Here is a 21,539-nt window from a genome sequence, read left to right on the forward strand (position 1 = left end):
CGTGCAGTTGGTCCGCTGCTGTGCTGGGGTCTCCGTCGGCCGGCGCCCGTGACGGGCGCCGGCCGGCGACTGCGAGTCATATGGAGGCGATGGTCATCATCTCTTTCGTACGACGACGAAGTCCGCGAGCGCCGTGAGCTGCGCCCGCACGGATTCAGGCATGTCCACACCATGCAGCGCCTCGATGGCGACCGCATGCTGGCGACGGGCCTCCTGGGCGGTCCACTCCCGGCCGCCCGCCTCCTCGATGAGCGCCGCACGGGCGGCGAACTCCTCTTCGGAGAAGTTTTCGAAGTCGCTGCTCTTCGCGTCGGCGGCGAGCAGTTCGCCCAGACGCTCCGAGGCCGGTCCGCCCGCGGCGAGCGCGGCGACGACCGGCAGGGACTTCTTGCGCTGGCGCAGATCGCTCCAGGTCTGCTTGCCGGTGGAGTCCGGGTCGCCCCAGATCCCCAGCAGGTCGTCGACCGCCTGGAAGGCGAGGCCGAGGTGGTAGCCGTACGCCTCCAGGACGTCGGCGGTCCGGTCGTCGGCGCCGCCGAGCACCGCGCCGATGGAGCAGGCGCAGGCGAGCAGGGCGCCCGTCTTGTTGCCCTCCATCTCCAGGCACTCCTCGACGGTGACCCGTTCGCGGTGCTCGTAGGAGATGTCCTGGGCCTGCCCGTCGATCAGCTTGCGGGTGGCCGTGGTCAGCCGTCGGGCCGCGCGGCCCGCCTCGACGGTGCCGAGTTCCAGCAGGATCTCGTTGGCCAGTGCGAACAGCGCGTCGCCGACCAGGATCGCCTGGGCGGGGCCGTGCACCTTCCACACCGTGTCGCGGTGGCGTCGCTGCTCGTCGCCGTCCATCAGATCGTCGTGCAGCAGCGAGAAGTTGTGCACGAGTTCGACGGCCACGGCGCCGGGGACACCGGCCTCGGCGGCGGCTCCCGCCGCCTCGGCGGACAGCAGGGCGAGCGCCGGACGGACGGCCTTGCCGCCGTCGCCGTCGGAAGGCCTGCCCTGGGCGTCGATCCAGCCGAAGTGGTAGGCGGCCACGGTGTCCATGGGCGGTGCGAGCCGGTCAACGGCGGCCCGGAGCACCGGCACGGAAAGGGCCCGTCCGCGCTCCAGAAGCGCGGTGACGTCCGTGGTGTCCGCCACGGTGTCGGAAGCCGGATTCGCCGGGGTCACTGACTCTCCTCTTGTTCCGGTGGTACTGCTCATGCCGCCTCCTGCAGCGGATGTTCTTGGGGGCGGCCGAGCGCCAGGAGCGCGGCGTCCGCGGCACCGGCACCGCTGCGTACGGCACCCTCCATCGTGGCGGGCCAGCCGGTGGCCGTCCATGCGCCGGCCAGGAAGAGACCGGGTGCGCGGGTGCGCGCCCCCGGTCGCAGCCGGCCGACGCCGGGGGCGGGCGCGAAAGTCGCCGTACGCTCCCGGGTGACGAAGAAGTCCCGGATACCGGCCCCGCGGGCGGCGGGCAGAAGCCGCTCCAGCTCGGGCAGGTAGCGAGCGCGGAGCTCGGCGACGGGCAGATCGATCTCCTCGCCGGCGGCGGACTGGGAGACCGCGAGGTACTGGCCGGGGCCGGCCAGACCGGAGGCCTCGGTCCGGTCGAAGACCCACTGGACCGGCGAGCCGAGCGCGGCGAAGAACGGCCGCCTGAGCACCTTGCGGTCGTAGACCACGTGCACGTTGAGGATCGGCGAGGTGCCGATCTCCAGCAGCCGCTCCGGCGCGTCGAGCGCGCCCTCGGGCAGCAGGTCATGGGCCTCGCGCTGGGGTACCGCCAGCACGACGGTGTCCGCCTCGATCCGTTCGGCTCCGGTGTCGGCCACCCAGCGTCCGTCGTCGGTGCGGGTGAGCGAGGCCGCCTTCGTCCTCAGTTCGGTACGGACGCCGGCGGAGTCCAGGGCCTTGCGGCTGAGCGTGTCGTGGACGTCCCCGAGCGGCACGGAGGCCCAGCCGATGTCGGCGGCGCCGGGCTCGGAGAGGAGTCCGGTCTTGAAGACCTTCGCGGCGAGTGCGAGCGAGGAGTTCGGGGCGGTCGCATTGAGTGTGGCCACACCCACCAGGTCCCACAGGGCCTCGATGGTGCGGGGGGACTGGCCGTGCCGGGCGAGCCAGCTGCCGAAGTCGATGTCGTCGAGCGCGGGGTCTTCGGGGTCCAGCCGGCCCAGCGCAAGGGCTGCCCGGCCGACGCTCGCGCGCTCGGCGAGCGAGAGGTGCGGATAGGCGGCGAGCCCGGCGGCAAGGTGGAACGGAACCGGGAGACCGTTGCGTCGCAGCCGTCCGAGCCGGGGGCCCGCAGACCGCCCCACATCGAGAACGGGCACGTCCAAACGGTTTTGCAACGGGGCCAGACGTGCGCCGTCGACGCGGTCGAGGAACCAGCGGTAAGCGGTGCAGCACCGCAGATACACGTGCTGACCGTTGTCGACCGTCAGATCGCCGCGCCGGAAGGAAAAGGCGAGGCCGCCGAGCCTGGGCCGCCCTTCCAGCAGGGTCACGTCAACCCCGGCGTCGGCCAGACGCAAGGCAGCCGTGACGCCGGCGATCCCGCCGCCGACCACGACCGCGCGGGAGGAACGCATCGTGCCGTCCGTCATACGTCCCCTTCTCGCCAGGTCTTCTCCGTCAGGGACGCATCCGCCCGACAGGGGGTTGCCCGCCGTGCGGAGTGATCATCCATGATGCTCATGGTGCGTGAGATGTCCGTGTGGCGCATTCAGACACGCCCCCTGGTGGTGCGGCGCGAGATGTGACGCGCGTCAAGACCCGACAGGCCGCGCACCGCCACGTACGCCTTCTCGTGACCCGGGAGCGAGACCCGGCCGCGCAGCACGGCCTCGGGGTCGCGCTCGATCCGGTCGAGGAGCCGGCGGTAGATGCCGGCCATGGCCGCCACGCAGGCACCGCTGCGCCGGTCGAGCATCGGCAGCAGCCGGTAGCCCTCGGCGAACAGGGCGCGGGCGCGCCTGACCTCGAAGTGGACCAGCCCGGCGAAGTCGGAGCCGGGCGGCGGGGTGGCCCGGTGGAAGCCCGCGGAGCAGCCGAACTTGGCGAGGTCGTCGGCGGGCAGGTAGGTGCGCCCGTTACCCGCGTCCTCGCGCACGTCGCGCAGGATGTTCGTCAGCTGGAGCGCGAGGCCGAGCGTGTCGGCGTACTCCGCGGCGCGCTCGGACCCCGGCGCGCCGGGCTCCGTACCGAAGATGCCCAGGCTGAGGCGGCCGATGGCGCCCGCGACGCACCGGCAGTAGATCTTGAGGTCGTCCCACGTCTCGTAGGTCGCGCCGCGCACATCCATCAGCACACCGTCGATCAGCTCGTCGAGCCCTTCGAGCGGCAGCGGGAACCGGCGGGCGGCATCGGCGAGCGCTACGGCGACCGGGTCCGTGTCATCCTCGTCGATCGCCCCGTCACGGATCCGGTCGAGCACCGCACGGGTGCCCTCCAGGCGGACGCGCTTGGTCTCCGGTTCGAGTTCGCCGTCACCGATGTCGTCGACCCGTCGGGAGAAGGCGTACAGGGCCGACATGGCCTGCCGCTTCTCGACGGACAGCAGCCTGATGCCGTACGCGAAGTTACGCGCCTGCTGTCCGGTGACCGCCTCGCAGTAACTGTATGCGGCCTGTACCGGTGCCGACATGTACGTCGTCTGTCCCTCCACGGTCCGGCTCACCCCTCTCTACGCGCTCTTCGCAAAACAACTCCCACCTCGCGCAGCAGGCTGGGCTTGGTGGGTTTGGGGGGTCCGGGCAGTACGTCGAACCCGGCGGCCGCGATCGCGGTGAGGGCGGCACGCCCCCCTCCCACGAATCCGGCGAGAAGCAGCTTGAGCCTGCCGTGGACGCTACCCACCAGGGGGGTGCCTTCATTCAGCAGATTCCCGGCACGTTCGGCTTCGTATGCGATCAGCGCACGCACCGACGCGTTCCCGGAGGGGGCCGCCAGGTCGGATTCGGTGACTCGGAACCTGGCCATGTCCTCGGCCGGCAGATAGATCCGGTCACGGCCGAGGTCCTCGGTGACGTCCTGGAGGTGCTCGGCGATCTGCAGTGCGGTGCAGACCGCGTCGGAGCGGCGGACGCGCTCGGGACTCGCGGTTCCGGTGAGCTGGAGGACCAGGCGGCCGACGGGGTTCGCGGAGAGCTCGCAGTAGGCGAGGAGTTCCTCGTACGTCCCGTAGCGGCGGATCTTCTGGTCCTGCCGGTTGGCCTCGATGAGGCCGAGGAAGGGCTCGGGGGTGAGGGCACGGTGCCGCACGGTGGGACGCAGCGCTTGCAGGAGCGGGTGGTGTGGCGTCTCGCCGGTGCCCGCGAAGATCCTGCGCAGGTCGGTTTCGAGCGCGTCGAGCATCGCGAGCCGGTCCTCGCTCTGCGCCGGGTCGAGACCGAGGTGCCGCGCGTCGGCGCCACCGGGTGCGAGGTCGCCGTCGCCGATGTCGTCGACGAGGCGGGCGAAGCCGTAGACGGCCATCAGGTCGTCGCGCCAGGCACGTGGCAGGAAGAAGGGGGCCACCGGAAAGTTCTCGTCGGCGGCCTTGTCGAGGGTTCCGGGTACGGCGGGATCACGTCGCGCCTGCCGGGTACGGGTCACTGCGTACCGCCCTGCGCGAGGACGGCGTGAGCACCTCGGAGCTGGAGATCTTCCGTCATAGCCGTCACATCTCCCGTTCTACACTGCTGACCCAAAACAACCCATTCCGGACACGCCGCCCGCTCTCCCGAGTGCGGAGGACGACTAAGGGCCGTCCACCCAGGCGGTATCGCCCCACTTGCCACGAATCAGCACCGGTCCAGCTTACGTTGTACACCGCTCATCCATACGCGGGGGTGCGGGCTGCGCGGCACCTGCGAACCGCGCGCTGTCAACTTTCCCCTTGTGCAAGGAAATTGACGTCATCCAGCGGGAGGAGATCTTGCCGGGTGCTGTACGACGAGCCGTGGAGGCCCGGGAGGGGCCCCGTTCCGGAAGCAACACAGCGGCCTCTGCCGGAATGCTCCGGCAGAGGCCGCTGCGGTAGGCGGCTGCGGCGCCGCCCTACTTGCCGGTCTCGCGCTCGTACGCCTTGAGGACCTCGTCGGTCGGTCCGTCCATCAGCAGTTCGCCCTTCTCCAGCCACAGCACCCGGTCGCAGGTGTCCCTGATCGACTTGTTGCTGTGACTGACCAGGAAGACGGTGCCGGCCTCCTTGCGGAGCTCCCGGATGCGCGCCTCGGAACGGATCTGGAACTTCCGGTCACCGGTCGCCAGCGCCTCGTCGATCATGAGGACGTCGTGGTTCTTGGCTGCGGCGATGGAGAAGCGCAGCCGGGCGGCCATACCGGAGGAGTACGTCCGCATCGGCAGGGTGATGAAGTCGCCCTTCTCGTTGATGCCGGAGAAGTCGACGATGCTGTCGTAGCGTTCGCGGATCTCCTCGCGGCTCATCCCCATGGCGAGCCCGCCGAGCACGACATTGCGCTCGCCCGTCAGGTCGCTCATCAGTGCCGCGTTCACACCGAGCAGCGAGGGCTGTCCGTCCGTGTACACCTTGCCGCTCTCGGTCGGCAGAAGTCCGGCGATGGCCCGCAGCAGGGTGGACTTGCCCGAGCCGTTCGTCCCGATGAGCCCGATGGCCTCACCCCGGTAGGAGGTGAAGGAGACACCGCGTACGGCGTGCACCTTGCGGACCCCGCGCTCCTCGCCCTTGCCGCGGCGCAGTATCCGGCTCAGTGCCGCGGTGGCGCCGCCCTTGCCACCGCCGCCGCCGTTGACGCGGTACACGATGTGCACATCGTCGGCGATCACGGTGGGGACGCGCCCCGCGGTGTTGTCCTCAGCCACGGCCGTACCGCTCCTCTGCCTTCCAGAAGTACACAAAGCCACCGGCACCCACCACGAGCGCCCAGGCGAGGCCCACCACCCAGACGTGCGCCGGCAGGTTCTCGGAGCCGTAGCCGTCGATCAGGGCGAACCGGACCAGGTCCATGTAGATGGCCGCGGGGTTGTACTGCAGCACATCACCGATCCAGGCCGGCTTGTCCGCGAGCATCACCGGGATGGAGAACATGACGCCGGAGGCGTACATCCAGGTCCGCATGATGAACGGCATCAGCTGCGCCAGGTCGGGCGTCTTCGACCCGAGCCTCGCCATGATCAGAGCCAGTCCGGTGTTGAAGAAGAACTGCAGGAACAGCGCGGGAATCACCAGCAGCCAGGACAGCCTGGGATAGCTGCCGAAGCCGACCGTCACGGCGACCAGCACGATCATGGAGTACATCAGCTGCTGGAGCTGCTGGAGCGAGAACGAGATGGGCAGCGAGGCACGCGGGAAGTGCAGCGCCCGCACCAGGCCGAGGTTGCCGGAGATGGCGCGGACCCCGGCCATCACCGAGCTCTGGGTGAAGGTGAAGACGAAGACCCCGGTCACCAGGAACGGGATGAAGACCTCCTGCGTCATCCCCCTCTTGGTGCCCAGGATCAGACCGAAGATGAGGAAGTACACCGCGGCGTTGAGGAGCGGGGTGGCCACCTGCCAGAGCTGACCCAGCTTGGCCTGGCTGTACTGAGCGGTCAGCTTGGCCCGGGAGAACGCCAGGATGAAGTGGCGCCGCCCGCGGAGCTGGCTGATGTACTCAAGGAGTCCGGGCCGGGCGCCGCTGACCGTCAGGCCGTGCTTCGCGGCCAGCTCGGCGGGGCTCAGGCCGTCGTCGGCCGATGGCGGGGTGCTCAACGCAACAGCACCGTCATGGGTTGTGTCACTCACCAGATGAAACTCTCGTATTCACATCGCGCAGCCAGTCGCGGGCGCGGCTCAGGGCGGACAGGTCCCGACAAGAAAACTTACGCCTCATGCTCCCAGAGGCGCACCTCTCAGATCACCGGAGGGCGGCCGAGTCTGGTCAGCCGCCACACCGTACGCCACTTCATCGGGCGGCGCGGTCCGCAGGGCTTCGACCAGCCCTCGCGGAAGCCGCCGAACCACGCCTTCAGCGCCGGGCCCGAGGGCTTGCGGAGCAGGGTCAGCAGCAGCCACACGCCGAGATACACCGGGACCAGGGGCGCGGGCAGATTGCGCCGCGCCAGCCAGACCCGGTTCCGGGCCACCATGCGGTGGTAGACGGCATGCCGGGAGGGAGCGGTCGTGGGGTGGTTGAGGACCATGTCCGCGCGGTAGTCGATCTGCCAGCCGGCGTCCAGGGCCCGCCAGGCGAGGTCCGTCTCCTCGTGCGCGTAGAAGAAGTCGCCCGGCAGCGGGCCGACCTCGGCGATGACCCTTGTGCGTACGGCGTTGGCGCCGCCGAGGAAGGTCGTGACCCGCGAGGAGCGCATCGGGTCGGCGGCGCGCAGGCGCGGCACGTGGCGGCGCTGGGTCTCGCCGGTGTCGGGGTCGGCGATCCGGAAGCTGATGATGCCGAGTCTCGGATCGGCCTCGAACGCCTGCCGGCACAGCTCGGCGGTGTCCGTGAGGGGCAGGTGTCCGTCGTCGTCGAGGAAGAGCAGGGCGTCGACATCCGCGCCGGAGGGCCCGAAGGCCTCGATGCCCACGTTGCGTCCGCCGGGGATGCCCAGGTTCTCGGGCAGCTCCACGGTCCGCACGCCTGCGGGAACGTCCGGGACGGCGGAGCCGTTGCCCACGACGACCACCTCGATGCGGTCGCCCTCCTGGCCGGCGACCGAATCGAGCAGGGCGCGCAGCTCGGCCGGGCGGTTGCCCATCGTGATGATCACCGCGCCGAGTTTCATGGGGGTACTCACTTCAGCCTGCTCGATGCCAGGACCGACACGAGATGGAGGAGGGTCTGCAGCAGGGCGATGCCGGCCAGAACCGCGACCGCGAGGCGGCTGAAGAAGAAGTCGTCCCGGACGGCGTCCAGGACGGCCGCGACCAGGATGACCAGCGACGCCTCGACGCACAGGATCAGCCGGTGGAACTTGAGCGCGCCGGCGGCCCGGCGGGCGAGCGCCATGCCGGAGGAGCGAGGCTCGGAGGCGGCCTCCTTGACCGGCGGCAGCCCGCCCTGGTGACGTGCGACGCCGACCAGGTCGGTCTCGGCCTTGATCAGGATGGCGCCGAGCGCGGCGAGCGTGCCCAGGAAGGCCCACAGCCAGTCGATCCGCCCGCTGCCCCACAGGTCCGCGGCCCGCAGACCGAAGCCGACCAGCACGGCGGCGTCACAGAGGTAGGCGCCGACCCGGTCCAGATAGACGCCGCCCAGGGAGAACTGCTGCTTCCAGCGGGCGAGCTCGCCGTCGACACAGTCCAGCAGCAGGTAGAGCTGGACCATGAGGACGCCGAGCAGCGCACCGGGGATGCCCGGGACGAGCAGCGCCGGAGCGGCGAGCACACCGGCGACGGTCATCAGGTAGGTCAGCTGGTTGGGCGTCACCTTGGTGTTCACCAGGTACCGGTCCACACGCAGCGAGACCTCGCGCATGTATATCCGGCCCGCCCAGTGCTCGCCACTGCGCCGGTCCTTGACGCCCGGGGGGTGAACGACAGGACGGAGTTCAGCTACTGATGGTCTTGGCATAGTCGGCGTACGCGTCCCTGATCTGGTCGGTGGACAGGTTGAGGTGCTCCAGGACCGTGAAGCGTCCCGGGCGGGTCTGCGGCGCGTAGTCGACGGCCCGCACGAACTCGTCGGCCGTGAAGCCGATCTGCTCGGGCAGGACCGGCAGACCGTGCCGGCGGAGCACGTCGGCGAAGAGCCCGGACTGCTCACGGGCCCCCCGCAGGTGCATGGCGAAGGCCGCGCCGAGGCCGACCTGCTCGCCGTGGCTGGCGGCGCGCCGGGGGAAGAGCAGGTCGAAGGCGTGGCTGATCTCGTGGCAGGCGCCGGACGACGGGCGGGTGTCCCCGCTGATCGAGATGGCGATGCCGGAGAGCACGAGCGACTCGGCGAGGACCGTGAGGAACTCGTCGTCGGCGACGGTGCCGGGGTGCCGCAGGACGGCTTCGCCGGCGGTACGGGCCATGGCGGCGGCCAGTCCGTCTATCTGCTCACCGTTGACCTGGTGCGACAGTTCCCAGTCGGCGATAGCGGAGATGTTGGAGATCGCGTCACCGACACCGGAACGCACGAAGCGGTCGGGGGCGTCGCGGATCACCGTGAGGTCGATGACCATGGCGATCGGCATCGGGACACCGTAGGAGCCCCGGCCGTTGTCGTTGTCCAGGGTCGCGACGGGCGAGCAGAGGCCGTCGTGGGCGAGGTTCGTGGCGACCGAGACCAGCGGCAGTCCGACCCGGGCCGCGGCGTACTTCGCCACGTCGATGATCTTGCCGCCGCCGAGGCCGACCACGGCGTCGTAGCGCTTGCCCTTGATGTCGTCGGCCAGCTTCACCGCGGAATCGATGTCGCCCCCGGCGACGCAGTACCAGTCGGCGCCCGGCAGAGCCGGGGCGAGCTTCTCGCGCAGCGCCCGTCCGGAGCCGTCGCTGATGGCGATCGCGAGCCTGCCGGACGTGGAGATCCTCTGGTCGACGAGGAGGCCGGCCAGGTCGTCCATGGCGCCCCGGCTGATGTCGACGAAGACCGGGGAGGGGATGAGTCGGGTCAGTACCGGCACGCGATCTCCCTGCCCCTGGCGAGGTCGTCGTGGTTGTCGATCTCGACCCAGGTCACGTCGCCGATGGGGGCCACGTCGACGGTGAAGCCGCGGTTGACGAGTTCCTGGTAGCCGTCCTCGTAGTAGAGGTCGGGGTCGCGTTCGAACGTGGCCTTCAGCGCGTCGGCGAGCTCCTCGGCGGCCTCGGCCTCGATGAGGGTGACGCCGATGTACTCGCCGGTGGCGGTGGCCGGGTCCATCAGCTTGGTGATGTGCCGTACACCCCGGTCGCCGTCGGTGATGACCTTCATCTCCTCGTCCGCGAGGTTCTTCACGGTGTCGAGGGCGAGGATGATCTTCTGTCCGCTGCCGCGGGCGTCCAGCAGGGTCCGCTCGACGGAGACCGGGTGAACGGTGTCGCCGTTGGCGAGGATCACCCCGCGCTTGAGGACCTCGCGGGCGCACCACAGGGAGTAGGCGTTGTTCCACTCCTCGGCCTTGTCGTTGTCCACGAGGGTGAGCGTGAGGCCGTACTTCGCCTCCAGCTCCGCCTTGCGGTCGTAGACGGCTTCCTTGCGGTAGCCGACGACGATGGCGACCTCGGTGAGACCGATCTCCGCGAAGTTGGCCAGCGTGAGATCGAGGACGGTCTTCTCACCGTCCACCGGCACGAGCGCCTTGGGGAGCGTGTCGGTGTAGGGGCGCAGGCGCCGTCCTGCGCCGGCTGCCAGTACGAGGCCGATCATGCGGGTTCTCCTTCGTCGTGAACGGCGGGCGCCTTGGAGGACACCCAGAAGCGGATGGACTCCACCAGAACGACCAGTGCCACGGCCACCGCGAGGGCGGTGAGAGCAATGGTGAAGCCCGAGGTCTCCGTGAGAACGGCGGCGAATACGGCCACCGCCAGGGTCCGGCCCTCGTGCCCGCCGATCGTGCGCACCAGCCACCGGGGCGGGGCGCCGGTGCCGCCTCGAATGCGGTACACCGTGTCGTAGTGATGGTAGGCGACCGCCGAAACGAGACCGAAGGCCGCGGGCAGCGCACCGTCGATGTCGCTGCGTGCGGCCAGGATGAGCACCGTGCAGTACTCCGCAGCGCGGAAGACGGGGGGGACGAACCAGTCGAGCGCGCCCTTGAGGGGGCGGGCCACCGCTACGCCCGAGCAGATCGCGTAGAACACCGCGGCCGCGATCATCTGCCGGCTGCCGAAGGGCTGCTGAAGCGCCGCGGCGATCAGCGCCCCGGTGCCGACGACAGCCACCACCGGGGCGCCCCAGGCGCCGGGGACGCGCGGGCCCCGGGCGGCCACGAGCTCGGCGATCGGGCCGGAGTCGGCGAGGTCGGCGAGGGCCTGGCACGCACGGTCGGTGCGGCGGGCCCTGCGGGTCAGCGAGCGCAGCAGCCGGCCGGCCGTGGTGTAGCAGGCCGCGAAGGCGCATCCGACGAGCAGGGCGTAGAAGGTGATCCGGGGAGTGGTCAGCGCGGTCAGTACGGCGATCATCGCCCAGCGCTCGCCGATCGGGAGCACGATTATGCGGCGCACCCAGTGGGTCCAGCCGACGCTGTCGAGCTTGTCGGAGAGGGCGGCCGTGGGGCTGGCGTCCGCGACCGCGTCCTGGTTCGCCTCGGTGAACGAGAAGTCGATGACATGGCGGCAGGACTGGAGCACCATCGCGCCAAGGGCCAGCGCCCACACGTCGTCACCGCCGCGGGCGGCGCCGAGTGCGAGGCCCGCGTAGTACGCGTACTCCTTGGCCCGGTCGAAGGTGGCGTCCAGCCACGCGCCCATCGTCGAGTACTGGAGCGAGTAGCGGGCGAGCTGCCCGTCCGTGCAGTCCAGTACGAAGGAGAAGAGCAGCAGCAGACCGGCGGCGACGTATCCGCCGCGGGTGCCGGTGGCCGCACAGCCCGCCGCGATCAGCGCGGTGAGCAGGGACGCGGTGGTGACCTGGTTCGGGGTGAACCCGCGCCGTGCGCACCAGCGGGCGAGGTAGCGCGAGTACGGGCTGATGCAGTACGTGGTGAAGAAGCCGTCGCGGGCCTTCACGGCGCCGCGCAGCCGGACCGCCTCGTCGTCGACGGCGGCGACGCCCGACCGCGCGGCGGCCCGGGCGGCCTCGTCCGCCGGTACGGCGGCGACGAGCGAGCCGAGCTCCGGGCGCTGTACCGCGGTGCCTTCGGCTTCCATCGTGGCCGCCAGCCGACCCGGCACGGTGCGGTCGGTGACCGCGACAGCGGTGCCGGCCGGTCCGGCGGGGACGCCGGCGCCGACCGCCTCGGTGGTGGTGCGCATGGCACGGAGCAGGGCGGGGCGTGCCTCGGGCTGCGCGGTGAGCGCACCCGGCACGGTGGCGGCGGGGAAGCGGGGGTCGGTCAGTCCGAGCCGCAGGGCGTGAACATGACCCACGAAGCGGGGGTCGACGAGAGCGACGCGCCTCTCGGCCGGAACGGCGGTCAGCAACCCGACCGCTTCGGTGACATCCGCAGCGATCTGTACGTCGAAGCCCAGCGAACTCAGATCGCCCTGAAGCGACGATCCGGGCACGGGAGCACCTGTGAGAATGGCGGTCGACAGACGAACTCACTCCTTGGTGCTGACACGTCGGCGCGCGACAGTGCGGCCCTGAAATGCGGCCGGCGGCATGTCGGCAGAGGCTATCGGATGAACGGAGGCAGGAATTCACTGCCTGTTCGGGCTCCGTTGCGGGCGGAACGGCATCATGCGGTCCCGTCCGCGATCATCATCGTCGATGGTCGCCTCGCCTGACAAAACACGGGTACGGGACAGCCCCCCGGTCCGCCGTAGTCTGACCGTCATGACATGGCTGATCACAGGCGGAGCTGGATATATCGGGGCACACGTGGCGCGGGCGATGAGGAGCGCCGGGGAGCGGGTGGTCGTGGTCGACGACCTCTCGGCCGGCAATCCCGACCGGCTGCCGGACGATGTCCCCCTGATCCGGGGATCGGCGGCCGACCGCGAGCTGCTGGACCGGGTGCTCGCGGAGCACGAGGTGACCGGTGTGGTGCATCTCGCGGCGAAGAAGCAGGTGGGCGAGTCCGTCGAGCAGCCGCTTCTGTACTACCGGGAGAACGTCACCGGGCTGAGTGTCCTCCTGGAGGCCGTCGTGGCGGCCGGGGTCCGGCGCTTCCTGTTCTCGTCCTCGGCCGCCGTCTACGGCGTTCCGGAGATGGATCTCATCACCGAGGACGCTCCCTGCGTCCCGATCAATCCGTACGGTGAGACCAAGCTCGCCGGCGAGTGGCTGGTGCGGGCCGCCGGGAAGGCGCACGGGCTGTCCACCGGCTGTCTGCGCTACTTCAACGTGGCCGGCGCCGCCGAGCCGTATCTGTCGGACACGGGCGTCTCCAACGTGATTCCCATGTTCTTCGACCGGTTGACCCGTGGTGAGGCGCCACTGATCTTCGGTGACGACTACGCCACCCCCGACGGCACCTGCATCCGCGACTACATCCACGTGGCCGACCTGGCCGACGCCCACCTGGCCGTCGCCCGGCGGCTGACCCAGCAGGACGGTCCCGGTGACCTGACGGTGAACATCGGCCGCGGCGAGGGCGTCTCGGTGCGTGAGCTCGCGGATCTGGTCGCGGAGGTCACCGGCGTCGGACTGAAGCCCGAGGTCGGTCCGCGCCGGGCCGGGGACGCCGCGAAGGCGGTCGCCTCGTGCGAACGGATGTCCGGTGAGCTGGGCTGGACGGCCCGGCGCGGGGTGCGGGAGATGGTCGGGTCGGCCTGGCAGGGCTGGCTGCTGCGCCATCCCGGGGCATCCGCCTCCTAGGGCCGTACGGGCGGCTCCACTGCTCTGACCTGCGGCCATTTCCGCAGGTCAGAGCAGTTGACAACGGTGTTCAGTGCCGTGTTGCCCGATACCCCCCACCCGTAGTTCACTGACAGGGCCCGGTCCGTTCGAGTCCGGGCCCGCAGACGACCGGGAGGCGTCCCCATGGGGGCAGGGCACGATCACGGACATGTGCACGGAGGGCCCGCGCCCACCGGCACGGCAGCCGCCGCGTACAAGGTGCGGCTGAGGATCGCGCTGGGCATCACGCTCGTCGTGGCGGTCATGGAGGTCGTGGGCGGAGTCCTGTCGGGTTCCCTCGCGCTGATCGCCGACGCGGCCCACATGGCGACCGACGCCCTCGGCCTGGGCATGGCGCTGCTGGCGATCCACTTCGCCAACAAACCGGCCGGGCCGAACCGGACCTTCGGCTACGCCAGGGCGGAGATCCTCGCCGCGCTGGCCAACTGTCTCCTGCTGCTGGGGGTGGGCGGGTATCTGCTCTTCGAGGCGGTGGAGCGTTTCATCACCCCGGCCGAGACCCGGGGCGGGCTGACGATCGCCTTCGCGCTGGTCGGCCTGGTCGCGAACATGGTGTCGCTGTCACTGCTGGTCCGCGGGCAGAAGGACAGCCTGAATGTGCGGGGCGCCTACCTGGAGGTGCTCGCGGACGCCCTGGGCTCGGTGACCGTGCTGGTCTCGGCGGGCATCGTCCTGGCGACCGGCTGGCAGGCCGCGGACCCCGTCGCCTCACTGGTCATCGGGCTCATGATCGTCCCGCGTACGGTGAAACTGCTCCGGGAGACGTTGAACGTACTGCTGGAGTCGGCACCCCCAGGGGTCGACATGGGCGAGGTGCGCGACCACATCACCGCCCTGCCCGGAGTGCTGGACGTCCATGACCTGCACGCCTGGACGATCACCTCGGGGATGCCGGTGCTCTCCGCCCATGTGGTGGTGCGCCAGGAGTTCCTCGACTCGGCCGGGCACGAGAAACTCCTCCATGAGCTGCAGGGCTGCCTCGGTGACCACTTCGACGTCGAGCACTGCACCTTCCAGTTGGAGCCGAGCGGCCACGCCGAGCACGAGGCGAAGCTCTGCCACTGAGGCGCGGGGGGCCGGCTGGGCCCCAGGTGTAGTGTTTTCGCAGCGTTGCACGAGACACTCAAGGGTTGCCCCACGTTGACCGACGACGATCATTCCCTGAACAACTCGCCCCCCTCATCGCCGCACGGCCGCGCTCCGGGGCATCGGCACTCCGCCGCCCAGTGGACGGCCCGTCCCGAGTCGTCCGCCGACACCGCGGCCGTGCGCACCGTCAACGCGGCCGCGTTCCCGACGGAGGCGGAGGCCGATCTGGTCGACGCCCTGCGCAAGGACCCGTCGGCCTGGCTGCCCGGGTTCTCGTACGTCGTCGAGGCCGCCGACGGCTCCCTCGCCGCCTGCGCCCTGCTGACCCGCTGCCGGGTCGCGGGCGCACCGGCACTGGCACTGGCCCCGGTGGCCACCGCCCCGGAGTATCAGCGCAAGGGCGCCGGACAGGCCGTGGTGGGGGCTTTGCTCGATGCCGCACGACGGCGCGGGGAGCCGCTGGTGCTGGTGCTCGGCCATCCCGAGTACTACCCGAGATTCGGTTTCGTGCCCGCTTCGCGGTACGGGATCCGGCCAGGCTTCGACGTCCCGGACGAGGCGATGATGGCCCTGGTCCTGGATGACTCCGTGCCCGTCCCGCAGGGCACGATCGAGTACCCGGCCGCCTTCGGAGTCTGACCACGTCCTGCGTCCCCGCCGCGTCCTGCGGTGCGGCGGAACCGGACATGCCAGGAACCGAAGTACGGACAAGCCGCTTTTGTACGGCAGACTTGAGCAGACTCGACGGGACCGGCGTACGGGGCCGGGACCTTAGGGGGTGTCAGACACATGCCTGCGGCGTCCGGCACGCACTCCCTGATCCGACACCCCTAGCGAAGGATGGGTATGCCGACCACACCAGCCACCGCGGCGAACAGCGCGTCGAACGACGCCTCGAACGACGCGGCCGAAGCGATCATGCTCGAACTGGTCGACGAGAACGGCACCACCATCGGTACGGCGGAGAAGCTCGCGGCCCACCAGGCACCGGGCCAACTGCACCGGGCGTTCTCCGTGTTCCTCTTCGACGAGCAGGGACGGCTGCTGCTCCAGCGCCGCGCACTCGGCAAGTACCACTCCCCCGGTGTCTGGTCCAACACCTGCTGCGGCCACCCGTATCCGGGCGAGGCGCCCTTCGCCGCCGCCGCCCGGCGGACATACGAGGAACTGGGCGTCTCACCCTCGCTGCTGGCCGAGGCGGGCACGGTGCGCTACAACCATCCGGATCCCGCGTCGGGTCTGGTCGAGCAGGAGTTCAACCATCTCTTCGTGGGCATGGCCCAGGAGCGGTTGCACCCGGATCCGGAGGAGGTGGGCGAGACGGCTTTCGTGACGGCCGGGGAGCTGACCGAACGGCACGCCCGCGCCACGTTCTCCGCCTGGTTCATGACCGTTCTGGACGCTGCCCGTCCCGCGATCCGGGAGCTGACCGGACCGGCCGCCGACTGGTAGGCACACACCGCCGGCGCGGGTGGGTCACAGGCGCGTGCGGAGCGGCAGCGCCGCCCAGATGGTCTTTCCGCCGCCTGCGGTCTGCTCCACGTCGCAGCTCCCGCCCGCCTCGCGGGTGATCTCGCGGACCAGCAGCAGCCCACGCCCCCCGGTCTGCGCGTAGTCCGTCTCCAGCGCCGTCGGCCGGTAGGGGTGGTTGTCCTCGACGGACACCCTGATCCAGTCGGTGCCCACGGCGACCTCGACCGCGAGCTCCGGCGAGAGCAGCGCGGCATGCTTCACGGCATTGGTCACCAGCTCCGAGACGATCAGCAGGAGCCCCTGGGCGATGTCGTCGTCGAGGGGGACGCCCTGGCGCTCCAGCAGATCGCGTACGGCGTGCCGGGCCTGAGGTACCGAGACATCGGTGGCCGGAGCGGTGAACCGCCAGACCCCCTCGTACGACACGGGCCGGGCCGGGACACTCCCGCGGCTCTCCATTGTCCGGTACCCGCTCTCCACTCGGTGGTGACTGCACGTCGAGTACAGGGTGCGGGGCGTAGTCGGCCCGGTCCGTACCAGTGCCCAGAAGTCGACTCCAATCGACGGAATTTGACGAGCTCAGTGCGGATGCGTCAGCTTTCGGATCGCTTCCGGCCTTCCTCCGGGAGCCCGTCCGCGTCCTTGCCGGGCACCATCTGATCCGAGACCATCGACACGATCCGGCGGCCCCCGACACCGACCGCGATGAGCCCGAGCCCGTCGAAGAGCAGGGCGAGCGAGAAGAAGCAGCCGAGGACGTACAGGCTGCTGTGCGGCCAGTCGAAGAGGACCAGCAGCCCGAGCAGCAGCCCGAAAGCACCCTGAAGCAGCGTCCAGCCGAACTGCGGCCCCCGCACCACGACGCTGCCGACGAGCCGGAACACCCCGCCCGTCAGGAAGAGCAGCGCGGCGAACATGGTCAGCGCCTCGGCGGTGCCGTGCGGGTGGCGGATGACGACGACTCCGGCGGCGATGTTCAGCGCGGCGACCACCACGCCCAGCCAGAAGTAGCTGGTGCCGCGCGACTGGATCGCATGGAGCAGCCCGACCAGGCCGCCGATGAGCAGCAGCCAGCCGAAGAGGATCATCGAAGTGAGTGTCGCGACGCCGGTGTAGACGAGGCCCACCAGGCCGGCGACGACGAGCAGAATACCGAGCAGGGCCAGACCGCTGAAACTGCGGTTGAGCTTCCTGCCCTCCTTCACGGGATCGGCCACCTGAAGCTCCTCGGAGTGCGTGCCTGCTTCGCCACCCCTTCTTGATCATAGGTTCGAACGACATGGATAGCATCCGGCGTATGGACCGTACGGAACCCCGGCTGGAGCACACCGTCACGGACGGCGTCGCCACCGTCGTCATCAGCAACCCCGCCAAGCGCAACGCGATGACGGCCGCCATGTGGCGGTCCCTGCCGGTGCTGCTCGAAGGGCTGGCCGCCGACCCGTCGGTGCGCGCCCTGGTGCTGACCGGCGCCGGCGACACCTTCTGCGCGGGCGCGGACATCTCCTCCCTCCGCGGCCCCTCGGCCGCCCCGCAGCAACTCGCCGTCGCGGCCGAGGAGGCGCTGGCCGCCTTCCCCCTGCCGACGCTGGCCGCGGTGCGCGGCTACTGCGTGGGCGGCGGGAGCCAGCTGGCGGCCGCCTGCGATCTGCGGTTCGCGGAGGAGGGGGCGTCGTTCGGCGTCACCCCGGCCAGGCTCGGGATCGTCTACGCCGCGTCGTCGACCCGACGGCTCGTCGCACTGACCGGCCCGGCGACCGCCAAGCACCTGCTGTTCTCGGGCGAGCTGATCGGGACGGACCGGGCGCTGCGGACGGGCCTGGTGGACGAGGTGCTGCCGGCGGGCGAGCTGGACAAGCGCGTCGAGGAGTACATGCGGACCCTGGCGTCCCGTTCCCGGCTGACCCAGGCCGCGGCCAAGGAGTTCACCGCGGGGCGCGAGGACCGGGACGCGCACTGGGCAGAGCAAGCACGCCTCAGCGGCGACACCGCGGAGGGCGTCGCCGCCTTCCTGGAGCGTCGTTCACCGCACTTCACCTGGCCGGACGGACAGTGAGCGGCTCCGGCCGAAGGAAGGGCCGAATGCATCGCACATCACCGGCTCCGCCGGGTTCCGGTGCGTACCAACCAGTCGGTAACGTGCGGGCATGAGTACTCTCCCGCCCCGTGCCGGACGCCGCTGCCACAACGCCCTCAACCCCCTGCACTCCGTGATCTTCTTCTCCCCCGACCTCGGCAAGGAGCTCGGGGCGATCGGGATCGACGACGCCTCCGCCGCCTACTTCGCCACGCGCGCCGCCGCGCTGGGCGCGGTCGGCCCGGGCACGGTCACGTCGACCTTCTACAACTTCAACCACGACCTCGTGGCCAGGCATGTGCCCGCCGTCTGGGACATGGCCGCACCCGAGGCCGTCCTCGCGGCGCGGCTGCGCGCCGCCGACTCGACGCTGCGCCGGCTGCTCGGCGCGGAGATCATCGGCTCCCCCGAGATGGCCGAGGCCGCGGAGCTGGCCCTGCGCGCCACGGAGGGCTGTACGCGACACGCCCGGCCGCTCTTCGCGGCGCACGCCGATCTCCCGGTTCCGGACCAGCCGCACCTCGCGTTCTGGCACGCCGCGACACTGCTGCGCGAGCACCGCGGCGACGCCCACCTCGCCGCTCTCCTCGCGGCCGGCCTCGACCCGCTCGAGGCCCTGGTCAGCCACACCGCCACCGGCAAGGGCATGGCGCCGCGCTGGATCCTGGCCACCCGAGGCTGGCGGCGCACCGACTGGGACGACGCGTCCGCGCGGCTGCGCGAGCGTGGACTGCTCACCGCCGAGGGTGAGTTGACGGAGGCGGGCACCGAGCTGCGGGCCGGTCTGGAGGAGGCCACGGACCAGATGGACCTGGCCCCGTACGAACACCTCGGCGGTGCGGGAGTGGCCCGGCTGACCGAGCTGGGCCGCGGATTCCTCGGCACCGCGCTGGCCGCCGGGGCGTTCCCGGCGGATGCCACCGGCTGACATCGCCGGGGAACGGACGGCCGGTATCCGAGGTGGCCGGGCGACACGGCGCCCGGCCACCCGGCACAATGCAGGCGAGTGGCTCCGGCCCGGCCCGCACGGCCGGCGCCGGGCCCGACCAGCACAGCCAGCAGGAGAAGGCGAGTCGGTAGAACCGTGACGACGTCCATCGAAGGCAGGATCGCCGAGGAGCTCGGCGTACGTGAGCGACAGGTGAAGGCGGCCGTCGAGCTGCTCGACGGCGGATCGACCGTGCCGTTCATCGCGCGCTACCGCAAGGAAGCCACCGAGATGCTCGACGATGCGCAGCTGCGCACGCTCGAGGAGCGGTTGCGGTATCTGCGGGAGCTGGAGGATCGCCGTACCGCGATCCTCGAATCCGTACGGGAGCAGGGCAAGCTCGACGAGGCGCTGGAGGCGCAGATCCGGGCGGCCGACACGAAGGCGCGCCTGGAGGACATCTATCTGCCGTTCAAACCGAAGCGGCGGACCAAGGCGCAGATCGCTCGTGAGGCCGGTCTCGAACCGCTCGCCTCGGGGCTGCTCGACGACCCGTCGACGGACCCGCTCGCCTCGGCCGCCGCCTTCGTCGACGCGGACAAGGGGGTCGCGGACGCCGCCGCGGCGCTGGAGGGGGCCCGTGCCATCCTCACCGAGCGTTTCTCGGAGGACGCCGACCTGATCGGTGACCTGCGTGAGCGCATGTGGTCGCGCGGGCGGATGGTGGCCAAGGTGCGGGACGGCAAGGAGGAGGCCGGGGCCAAGTTCGCGGACTACTTCGACTTCGCCGAGCCGTTCACCGCGCTGCCCTCGCACCGGGTACTCGCGATGCTCCGGGGCGAGAAGGAGGACGTCCTCGACCTGGTTCTGGAGCCGGAGGAGCCTTCGCAGACGCCCGGCCCCTCGTCGTACGAGAACATGGTGGCCCGCCGCTTCGGAGTGAACGACCGGGGGCGCCCCGGCGACAAGTGGCTCGGCGACACGGTGCGCTGGGCGTGGCGGACGAGAATCCTGGTCCACCTCGGGATCGATCTGCGGCTGCGGCTGCGCACCGCGGCGGAGGACGAGGCGGTGCGTGTCTTCGCGTCCAACCTGCGCGATCTGCTGCTCGCCGCGCCCGCCGGGACGCGGGCCACGCTGGGGCTCGACCCGGGCTTCCGTACGGGGGTGAAGGTCGCGGTCGTCGACGCGACCGGCAAGGTCGTCGCGACCGATGTCATCCACCCGCATGTCCCGGCCAACAAGTGGGACCAGTCGCTCGCCAGGCTGGAGCAGCTGGCGAAGGCGCACGACGTCGATCTGATCGCGATCGGCAACGGCACCGCCTCGCGCGAGACGGACAAGCTGGCCGGTGAACTGTGCGACAAGCACCCGGAGTTGAAGCTCACCAAGGTAATGGTTTCGGAGGCCGGGGCCTCCGTGTACTCGGCGTCCGCCTTCGCCTCGCAGGAACTCCCGGACATGGACGTGTCGTTGCGTGGCGCCGTATCGATCGCCCGCCGCCTCCAGGACCCGCTGGCCGAGCTGGTGAAGATCGACCCGAAGTCCATCGGGGTCGGGCAGTACCAGCACGACCTGTCCGAGGTGAAGCTGTCGCGCTCGCTGGACGCGGTCGTCGAGGACTGTGTGAACGGGGTCGGGGTCGACGTCAACACCGCGTCGGCACCGCTTCTTTCCCGGGTCTCCGGCATCGGTTCGGGGCTCGCGGAGAACATCGTGGCGCACCGCGACGCCCATGGCCCGTTCCGCTCCCGCAGGGGCCTCAAGGACGTGGCCCGGCTGGGCCCGAAGGCGTACGAGCAGTGCGCGGGCTTCCTGCGGATCCGGGGCGACGACCCGCTGGACGCGTCGAGCGTGCACCCGGAGGCGTACCCGGTGGTCCGGGCGATGGTGAAGCGGACGGGTGGCGATGTCGCCTCGCTGGTCGGCAACTCGGAGGTGCTGCGGTCGATCCGGGCCGACGACTTCGTGGACGAGAAGTTCGGGCTGCCCACCGTGACCGACATCCTCAAGGAGCTGGAGAAGCCGGGGCGCGACCCGCGTCCGGCCTTCAAGACGGCCACCTTCAAGGAGGGCGTCGAGAAGATCGGCGATCTGGCGTCCGGAATGGTGCTGGAAGGGGTCGTGACCAACGTCGCGGCGTTCGGCGCGTTCGTGGACATCGGGGTGCATCAGGACGGCCTGGTGCACGTGTCGGCGATGTCGCGGACCTTCGTGAAGGATCCCCGGGATGTCGTGAAGCCGGGTGACATCGTCAAGGTCAAGGTCATGGAGGTCGACATCCCGCGGAAGCGGATCTCGCTGACCCTGCGGCTGGACGACGAGGCGGGTGCGGGGACCGGGTCCGGTTCAGGTGGCGAGCGCGGCTCGGCCGGTGAGCGCGGCGGACGTCCGCCGAGGCAGCGGCAGGGTCAGGGGCAGGGCGGACCGGGCGCGCGTGGCGGCCAGGGCGGCCAGGGACGTGACCGGCGCGGTGGCAGCGGGGGCGGCAACGGCGGCGGCGCCCGCCAGGCTCCGGCCGCCGCGCCGGCGAACGGGGCGATGGCCGACGCGCTGCGGCGAGCGGGGCTGCTGGATCCGAAGCAGGGCGGCAAGAAGCGCTAGCCCGGCAGAGCGG

Annotated in this window: 20 protein-coding genes; 7 read left to right on the forward strand and 13 right to left on the reverse strand. The window is 70.7% G+C overall.

What is annotated here, in order from left to right; translation table 11 throughout:
* Window positions 1-96 precede the first annotated feature (96 nt).
* The 11 genes from ACZ4LX_RS00225 to ACZ4LX_RS00275 all read right to left on the reverse strand — a co-directional run bounded on the left by ACZ4LX_RS00225 (window position 97) and on the right by ACZ4LX_RS00275 (window position 12,088).
* Complete coding sequence (locus tag ACZ4LX_RS00225) at window positions 97-1,200, reverse strand: polyprenyl synthetase family protein (RefSeq protein WP_467635921.1); 1,104 nt, start codon at window positions 1,198-1,200, stop codon at window positions 97-99.
* The gene (gene hpnE, locus ACZ4LX_RS00230) at window positions 1,197-2,585 is read right to left on the reverse strand and encodes a hydroxysqualene dehydroxylase HpnE (RefSeq protein WP_467635926.1); all 1,389 of its coding nucleotides are present in this window, start codon (window positions 2,583-2,585) and stop codon (window positions 1,197-1,199) included. The genes ACZ4LX_RS00225 and hpnE overlap by 4 nt, the downstream gene beginning before the upstream one ends.
* Before the next feature lie 119 nt (window positions 2,586-2,704).
* Entirely contained in the window at window positions 2,705-3,625 is a 921-nt protein-coding gene (gene hpnD / locus ACZ4LX_RS00235; RefSeq protein ID WP_467635928.1) for a presqualene diphosphate synthase HpnD, read from the reverse strand.
* A 29-nt stretch (window positions 3,626-3,654) separates the two neighbouring features.
* Entirely contained in the window at window positions 3,655-4,575 is a 921-nt protein-coding gene (gene hpnC, locus ACZ4LX_RS00240; RefSeq protein WP_467635931.1) for a squalene synthase HpnC, read from the reverse strand.
* A gap of 444 nt (window positions 4,576-5,019) precedes the next feature.
* Complete coding sequence (locus tag ACZ4LX_RS00245) at window positions 5,020-5,805, reverse strand: ABC transporter ATP-binding protein (protein ID WP_467635934.1); 786 nt, start codon at window positions 5,803-5,805, stop codon at window positions 5,020-5,022.
* Window positions 5,798-6,727, reverse strand: a complete 930-nt coding sequence (locus ACZ4LX_RS00250; protein ID WP_467635938.1) for an ABC transporter permease — start codon at window positions 6,725-6,727, stop codon at window positions 5,798-5,800. The genes ACZ4LX_RS00245 and ACZ4LX_RS00250 overlap by 8 nt, the downstream gene beginning before the upstream one ends.
* Window positions 6,728-6,834: 107 nt before the next feature.
* Complete coding sequence (locus tag ACZ4LX_RS00255; protein ID WP_467636830.1) at window positions 6,835-7,707, reverse strand: glycosyltransferase family 2 protein; 873 nt, start codon at window positions 7,705-7,707, stop codon at window positions 6,835-6,837.
* Between the two features lie 8 nt (window positions 7,708-7,715).
* Window positions 7,716-8,495 carry a CDP-alcohol phosphatidyltransferase family protein gene (locus ACZ4LX_RS00260; RefSeq protein WP_467635941.1) on the reverse strand — a complete coding sequence of 260 codons (780 nt, stop codon included), beginning with the start codon at window positions 8,493-8,495 and terminating at the stop codon, window positions 7,716-7,718.
* Window positions 8,473-9,534, reverse strand: coding sequence for an iron-containing alcohol dehydrogenase family protein (locus ACZ4LX_RS00265; RefSeq protein WP_467635944.1), 1,062 nt, complete (start codon window positions 9,532-9,534; stop codon window positions 8,473-8,475). Before ACZ4LX_RS00265 ends, ACZ4LX_RS00260 begins: the two co-directional genes overlap by 23 nt.
* Window positions 9,522-10,259, reverse strand: a complete 738-nt coding sequence (locus ACZ4LX_RS00270; protein ID WP_467635947.1) for a phosphocholine cytidylyltransferase family protein — start codon at window positions 10,257-10,259, stop codon at window positions 9,522-9,524. Before ACZ4LX_RS00270 ends, ACZ4LX_RS00265 begins: the two co-directional genes overlap by 13 nt.
* On the reverse strand, window positions 10,256-12,088 hold the full coding sequence (locus ACZ4LX_RS00275; RefSeq protein ID WP_467636834.1) for a DUF5941 domain-containing protein: 1,833 nt from the start codon (window positions 12,086-12,088) through the stop codon (window positions 10,256-10,258). The genes ACZ4LX_RS00270 and ACZ4LX_RS00275 overlap by 4 nt, the downstream gene beginning before the upstream one ends.
* Window positions 12,089-12,329: 241 nt before the next feature.
* Between ACZ4LX_RS00275 and galE the strand changes: the two genes are divergently transcribed.
* From galE to idi, 4 genes are all read left to right on the forward strand, one after another.
* Window positions 12,330-13,313 carry a UDP-glucose 4-epimerase GalE gene (gene galE / locus ACZ4LX_RS00280; protein WP_467635950.1) on the forward strand — a complete coding sequence of 328 codons (984 nt, stop codon included), beginning with the start codon at window positions 12,330-12,332 and terminating at the stop codon, window positions 13,311-13,313.
* 165 nt (window positions 13,314-13,478) lie between these two features.
* Window positions 13,479-14,420, forward strand: coding sequence for a cation diffusion facilitator family transporter (locus tag ACZ4LX_RS00285; RefSeq protein ID WP_467635953.1), 942 nt, complete (start codon window positions 13,479-13,481; stop codon window positions 14,418-14,420).
* 75 nt (window positions 14,421-14,495) lie between these two features.
* A complete protein-coding gene (locus ACZ4LX_RS00290; protein WP_467635956.1) occupies window positions 14,496-15,083 on the forward strand; it encodes a GNAT family N-acetyltransferase in 588 nt (195 codons plus the stop codon).
* 207 nt (window positions 15,084-15,290) lie between these two features.
* Window positions 15,291-15,896: an isopentenyl-diphosphate Delta-isomerase gene (gene idi, locus ACZ4LX_RS00295; protein ID WP_467635959.1), complete on the forward strand. Its 606-nt coding sequence runs from the start codon at window positions 15,291-15,293 to the stop codon at window positions 15,894-15,896.
* A gap of 24 nt (window positions 15,897-15,920) precedes the next feature.
* Here idi and ACZ4LX_RS00300 read toward each other — a convergent pair whose 3' ends face one another.
* Both ACZ4LX_RS00300 and ACZ4LX_RS00305 read right to left on the reverse strand, forming a co-directional pair.
* On the reverse strand, window positions 15,921-16,376 hold the full coding sequence (locus ACZ4LX_RS00300; RefSeq protein ID WP_467635962.1) for an ATP-binding protein: 456 nt from the start codon (window positions 16,374-16,376) through the stop codon (window positions 15,921-15,923).
* A gap of 134 nt (window positions 16,377-16,510) precedes the next feature.
* Window positions 16,511-17,134 carry an HdeD family acid-resistance protein gene (locus ACZ4LX_RS00305; RefSeq protein ID WP_467635965.1) on the reverse strand — a complete coding sequence of 208 codons (624 nt, stop codon included), beginning with the start codon at window positions 17,132-17,134 and terminating at the stop codon, window positions 16,511-16,513.
* Window positions 17,135-17,214: 80 nt separating this feature from the next.
* Here ACZ4LX_RS00305 and ACZ4LX_RS00310 point away from each other — a divergent pair, with 80 nt between their 5' ends.
* The 3 genes from ACZ4LX_RS00310 (at window position 17,215) to ACZ4LX_RS00320 (ending at window position 21,526) form a co-directional block, all read left to right on the forward strand.
* Complete coding sequence (locus ACZ4LX_RS00310; protein ID WP_467635969.1) at window positions 17,215-17,973, forward strand: enoyl-CoA hydratase/isomerase family protein; 759 nt, start codon at window positions 17,215-17,217, stop codon at window positions 17,971-17,973.
* 91 nt (window positions 17,974-18,064) lie between these two features.
* Window positions 18,065-18,922, forward strand: coding sequence for an SCO6745 family protein (locus ACZ4LX_RS00315; protein WP_467635972.1), 858 nt, complete (start codon window positions 18,065-18,067; stop codon window positions 18,920-18,922).
* A gap of 156 nt (window positions 18,923-19,078) precedes the next feature.
* Window positions 19,079-21,526, forward strand: coding sequence for a Tex family protein (locus ACZ4LX_RS00320; RefSeq protein ID WP_467635975.1), 2,448 nt, complete (start codon window positions 19,079-19,081; stop codon window positions 21,524-21,526).
* Window positions 21,527-21,539: the final 13 nt, after the last annotated feature.

The sequence above is a fragment of the Streptomyces sp. NPDC026062 genome, from assembly GCF_055568375.1.

Coding starts and splice junctions, on each gene's coding strand:
- ACZ4LX_RS00255 (WP_467636830.1), bottom strand. CDS start 7,707: ATGAAACTCGGCGCGGTGATCATCACGATGGGCAACCGCCCGGCCGAG.
- hpnE (WP_467635926.1), bottom strand. CDS start 2,585: ATGACGGACGGCACGATGCGTTCCTCCCGCGCGGTCGTGGTCGGCGGC.
- ACZ4LX_RS00260 (WP_467635941.1), bottom strand. CDS start 8,495: ATGCCAAGACCATCAGTAGCTGAACTCCGTCCTGTCGTTCACCCCCCG.
- ACZ4LX_RS00270 (WP_467635947.1), bottom strand. CDS start 10,259: ATGATCGGCCTCGTACTGGCAGCCGGCGCAGGACGGCGCCTGCGCCCC.
- ACZ4LX_RS00310 (WP_467635969.1), top strand. CDS start 17,215: ATGGACCGTACGGAACCCCGGCTGGAGCACACCGTCACGGACGGCGTC.
- hpnD (WP_467635928.1), bottom strand. CDS start 3,625: ATGTCGGCACCGGTACAGGCCGCATACAGTTACTGCGAGGCGGTCACC.
- ACZ4LX_RS00315 (WP_467635972.1), top strand. CDS start 18,065: ATGAGTACTCTCCCGCCCCGTGCCGGACGCCGCTGCCACAACGCCCTC.
- idi (WP_467635959.1), top strand. CDS start 15,291: ATGCCGACCACACCAGCCACCGCGGCGAACAGCGCGTCGAACGACGCC.
- ACZ4LX_RS00225 (WP_467635921.1), bottom strand. CDS start 1,200: ATGAGCAGTACCACCGGAACAAGAGGAGAGTCAGTGACCCCGGCGAAT.
- ACZ4LX_RS00300 (WP_467635962.1), bottom strand. CDS start 16,376: ATGGAGAGCCGCGGGAGTGTCCCGGCCCGGCCCGTGTCGTACGAGGGG.
- ACZ4LX_RS00285 (WP_467635953.1), top strand. CDS start 13,479: ATGGGGGCAGGGCACGATCACGGACATGTGCACGGAGGGCCCGCGCCC.
- galE (WP_467635950.1), top strand. CDS start 12,330: ATGACATGGCTGATCACAGGCGGAGCTGGATATATCGGGGCACACGTG.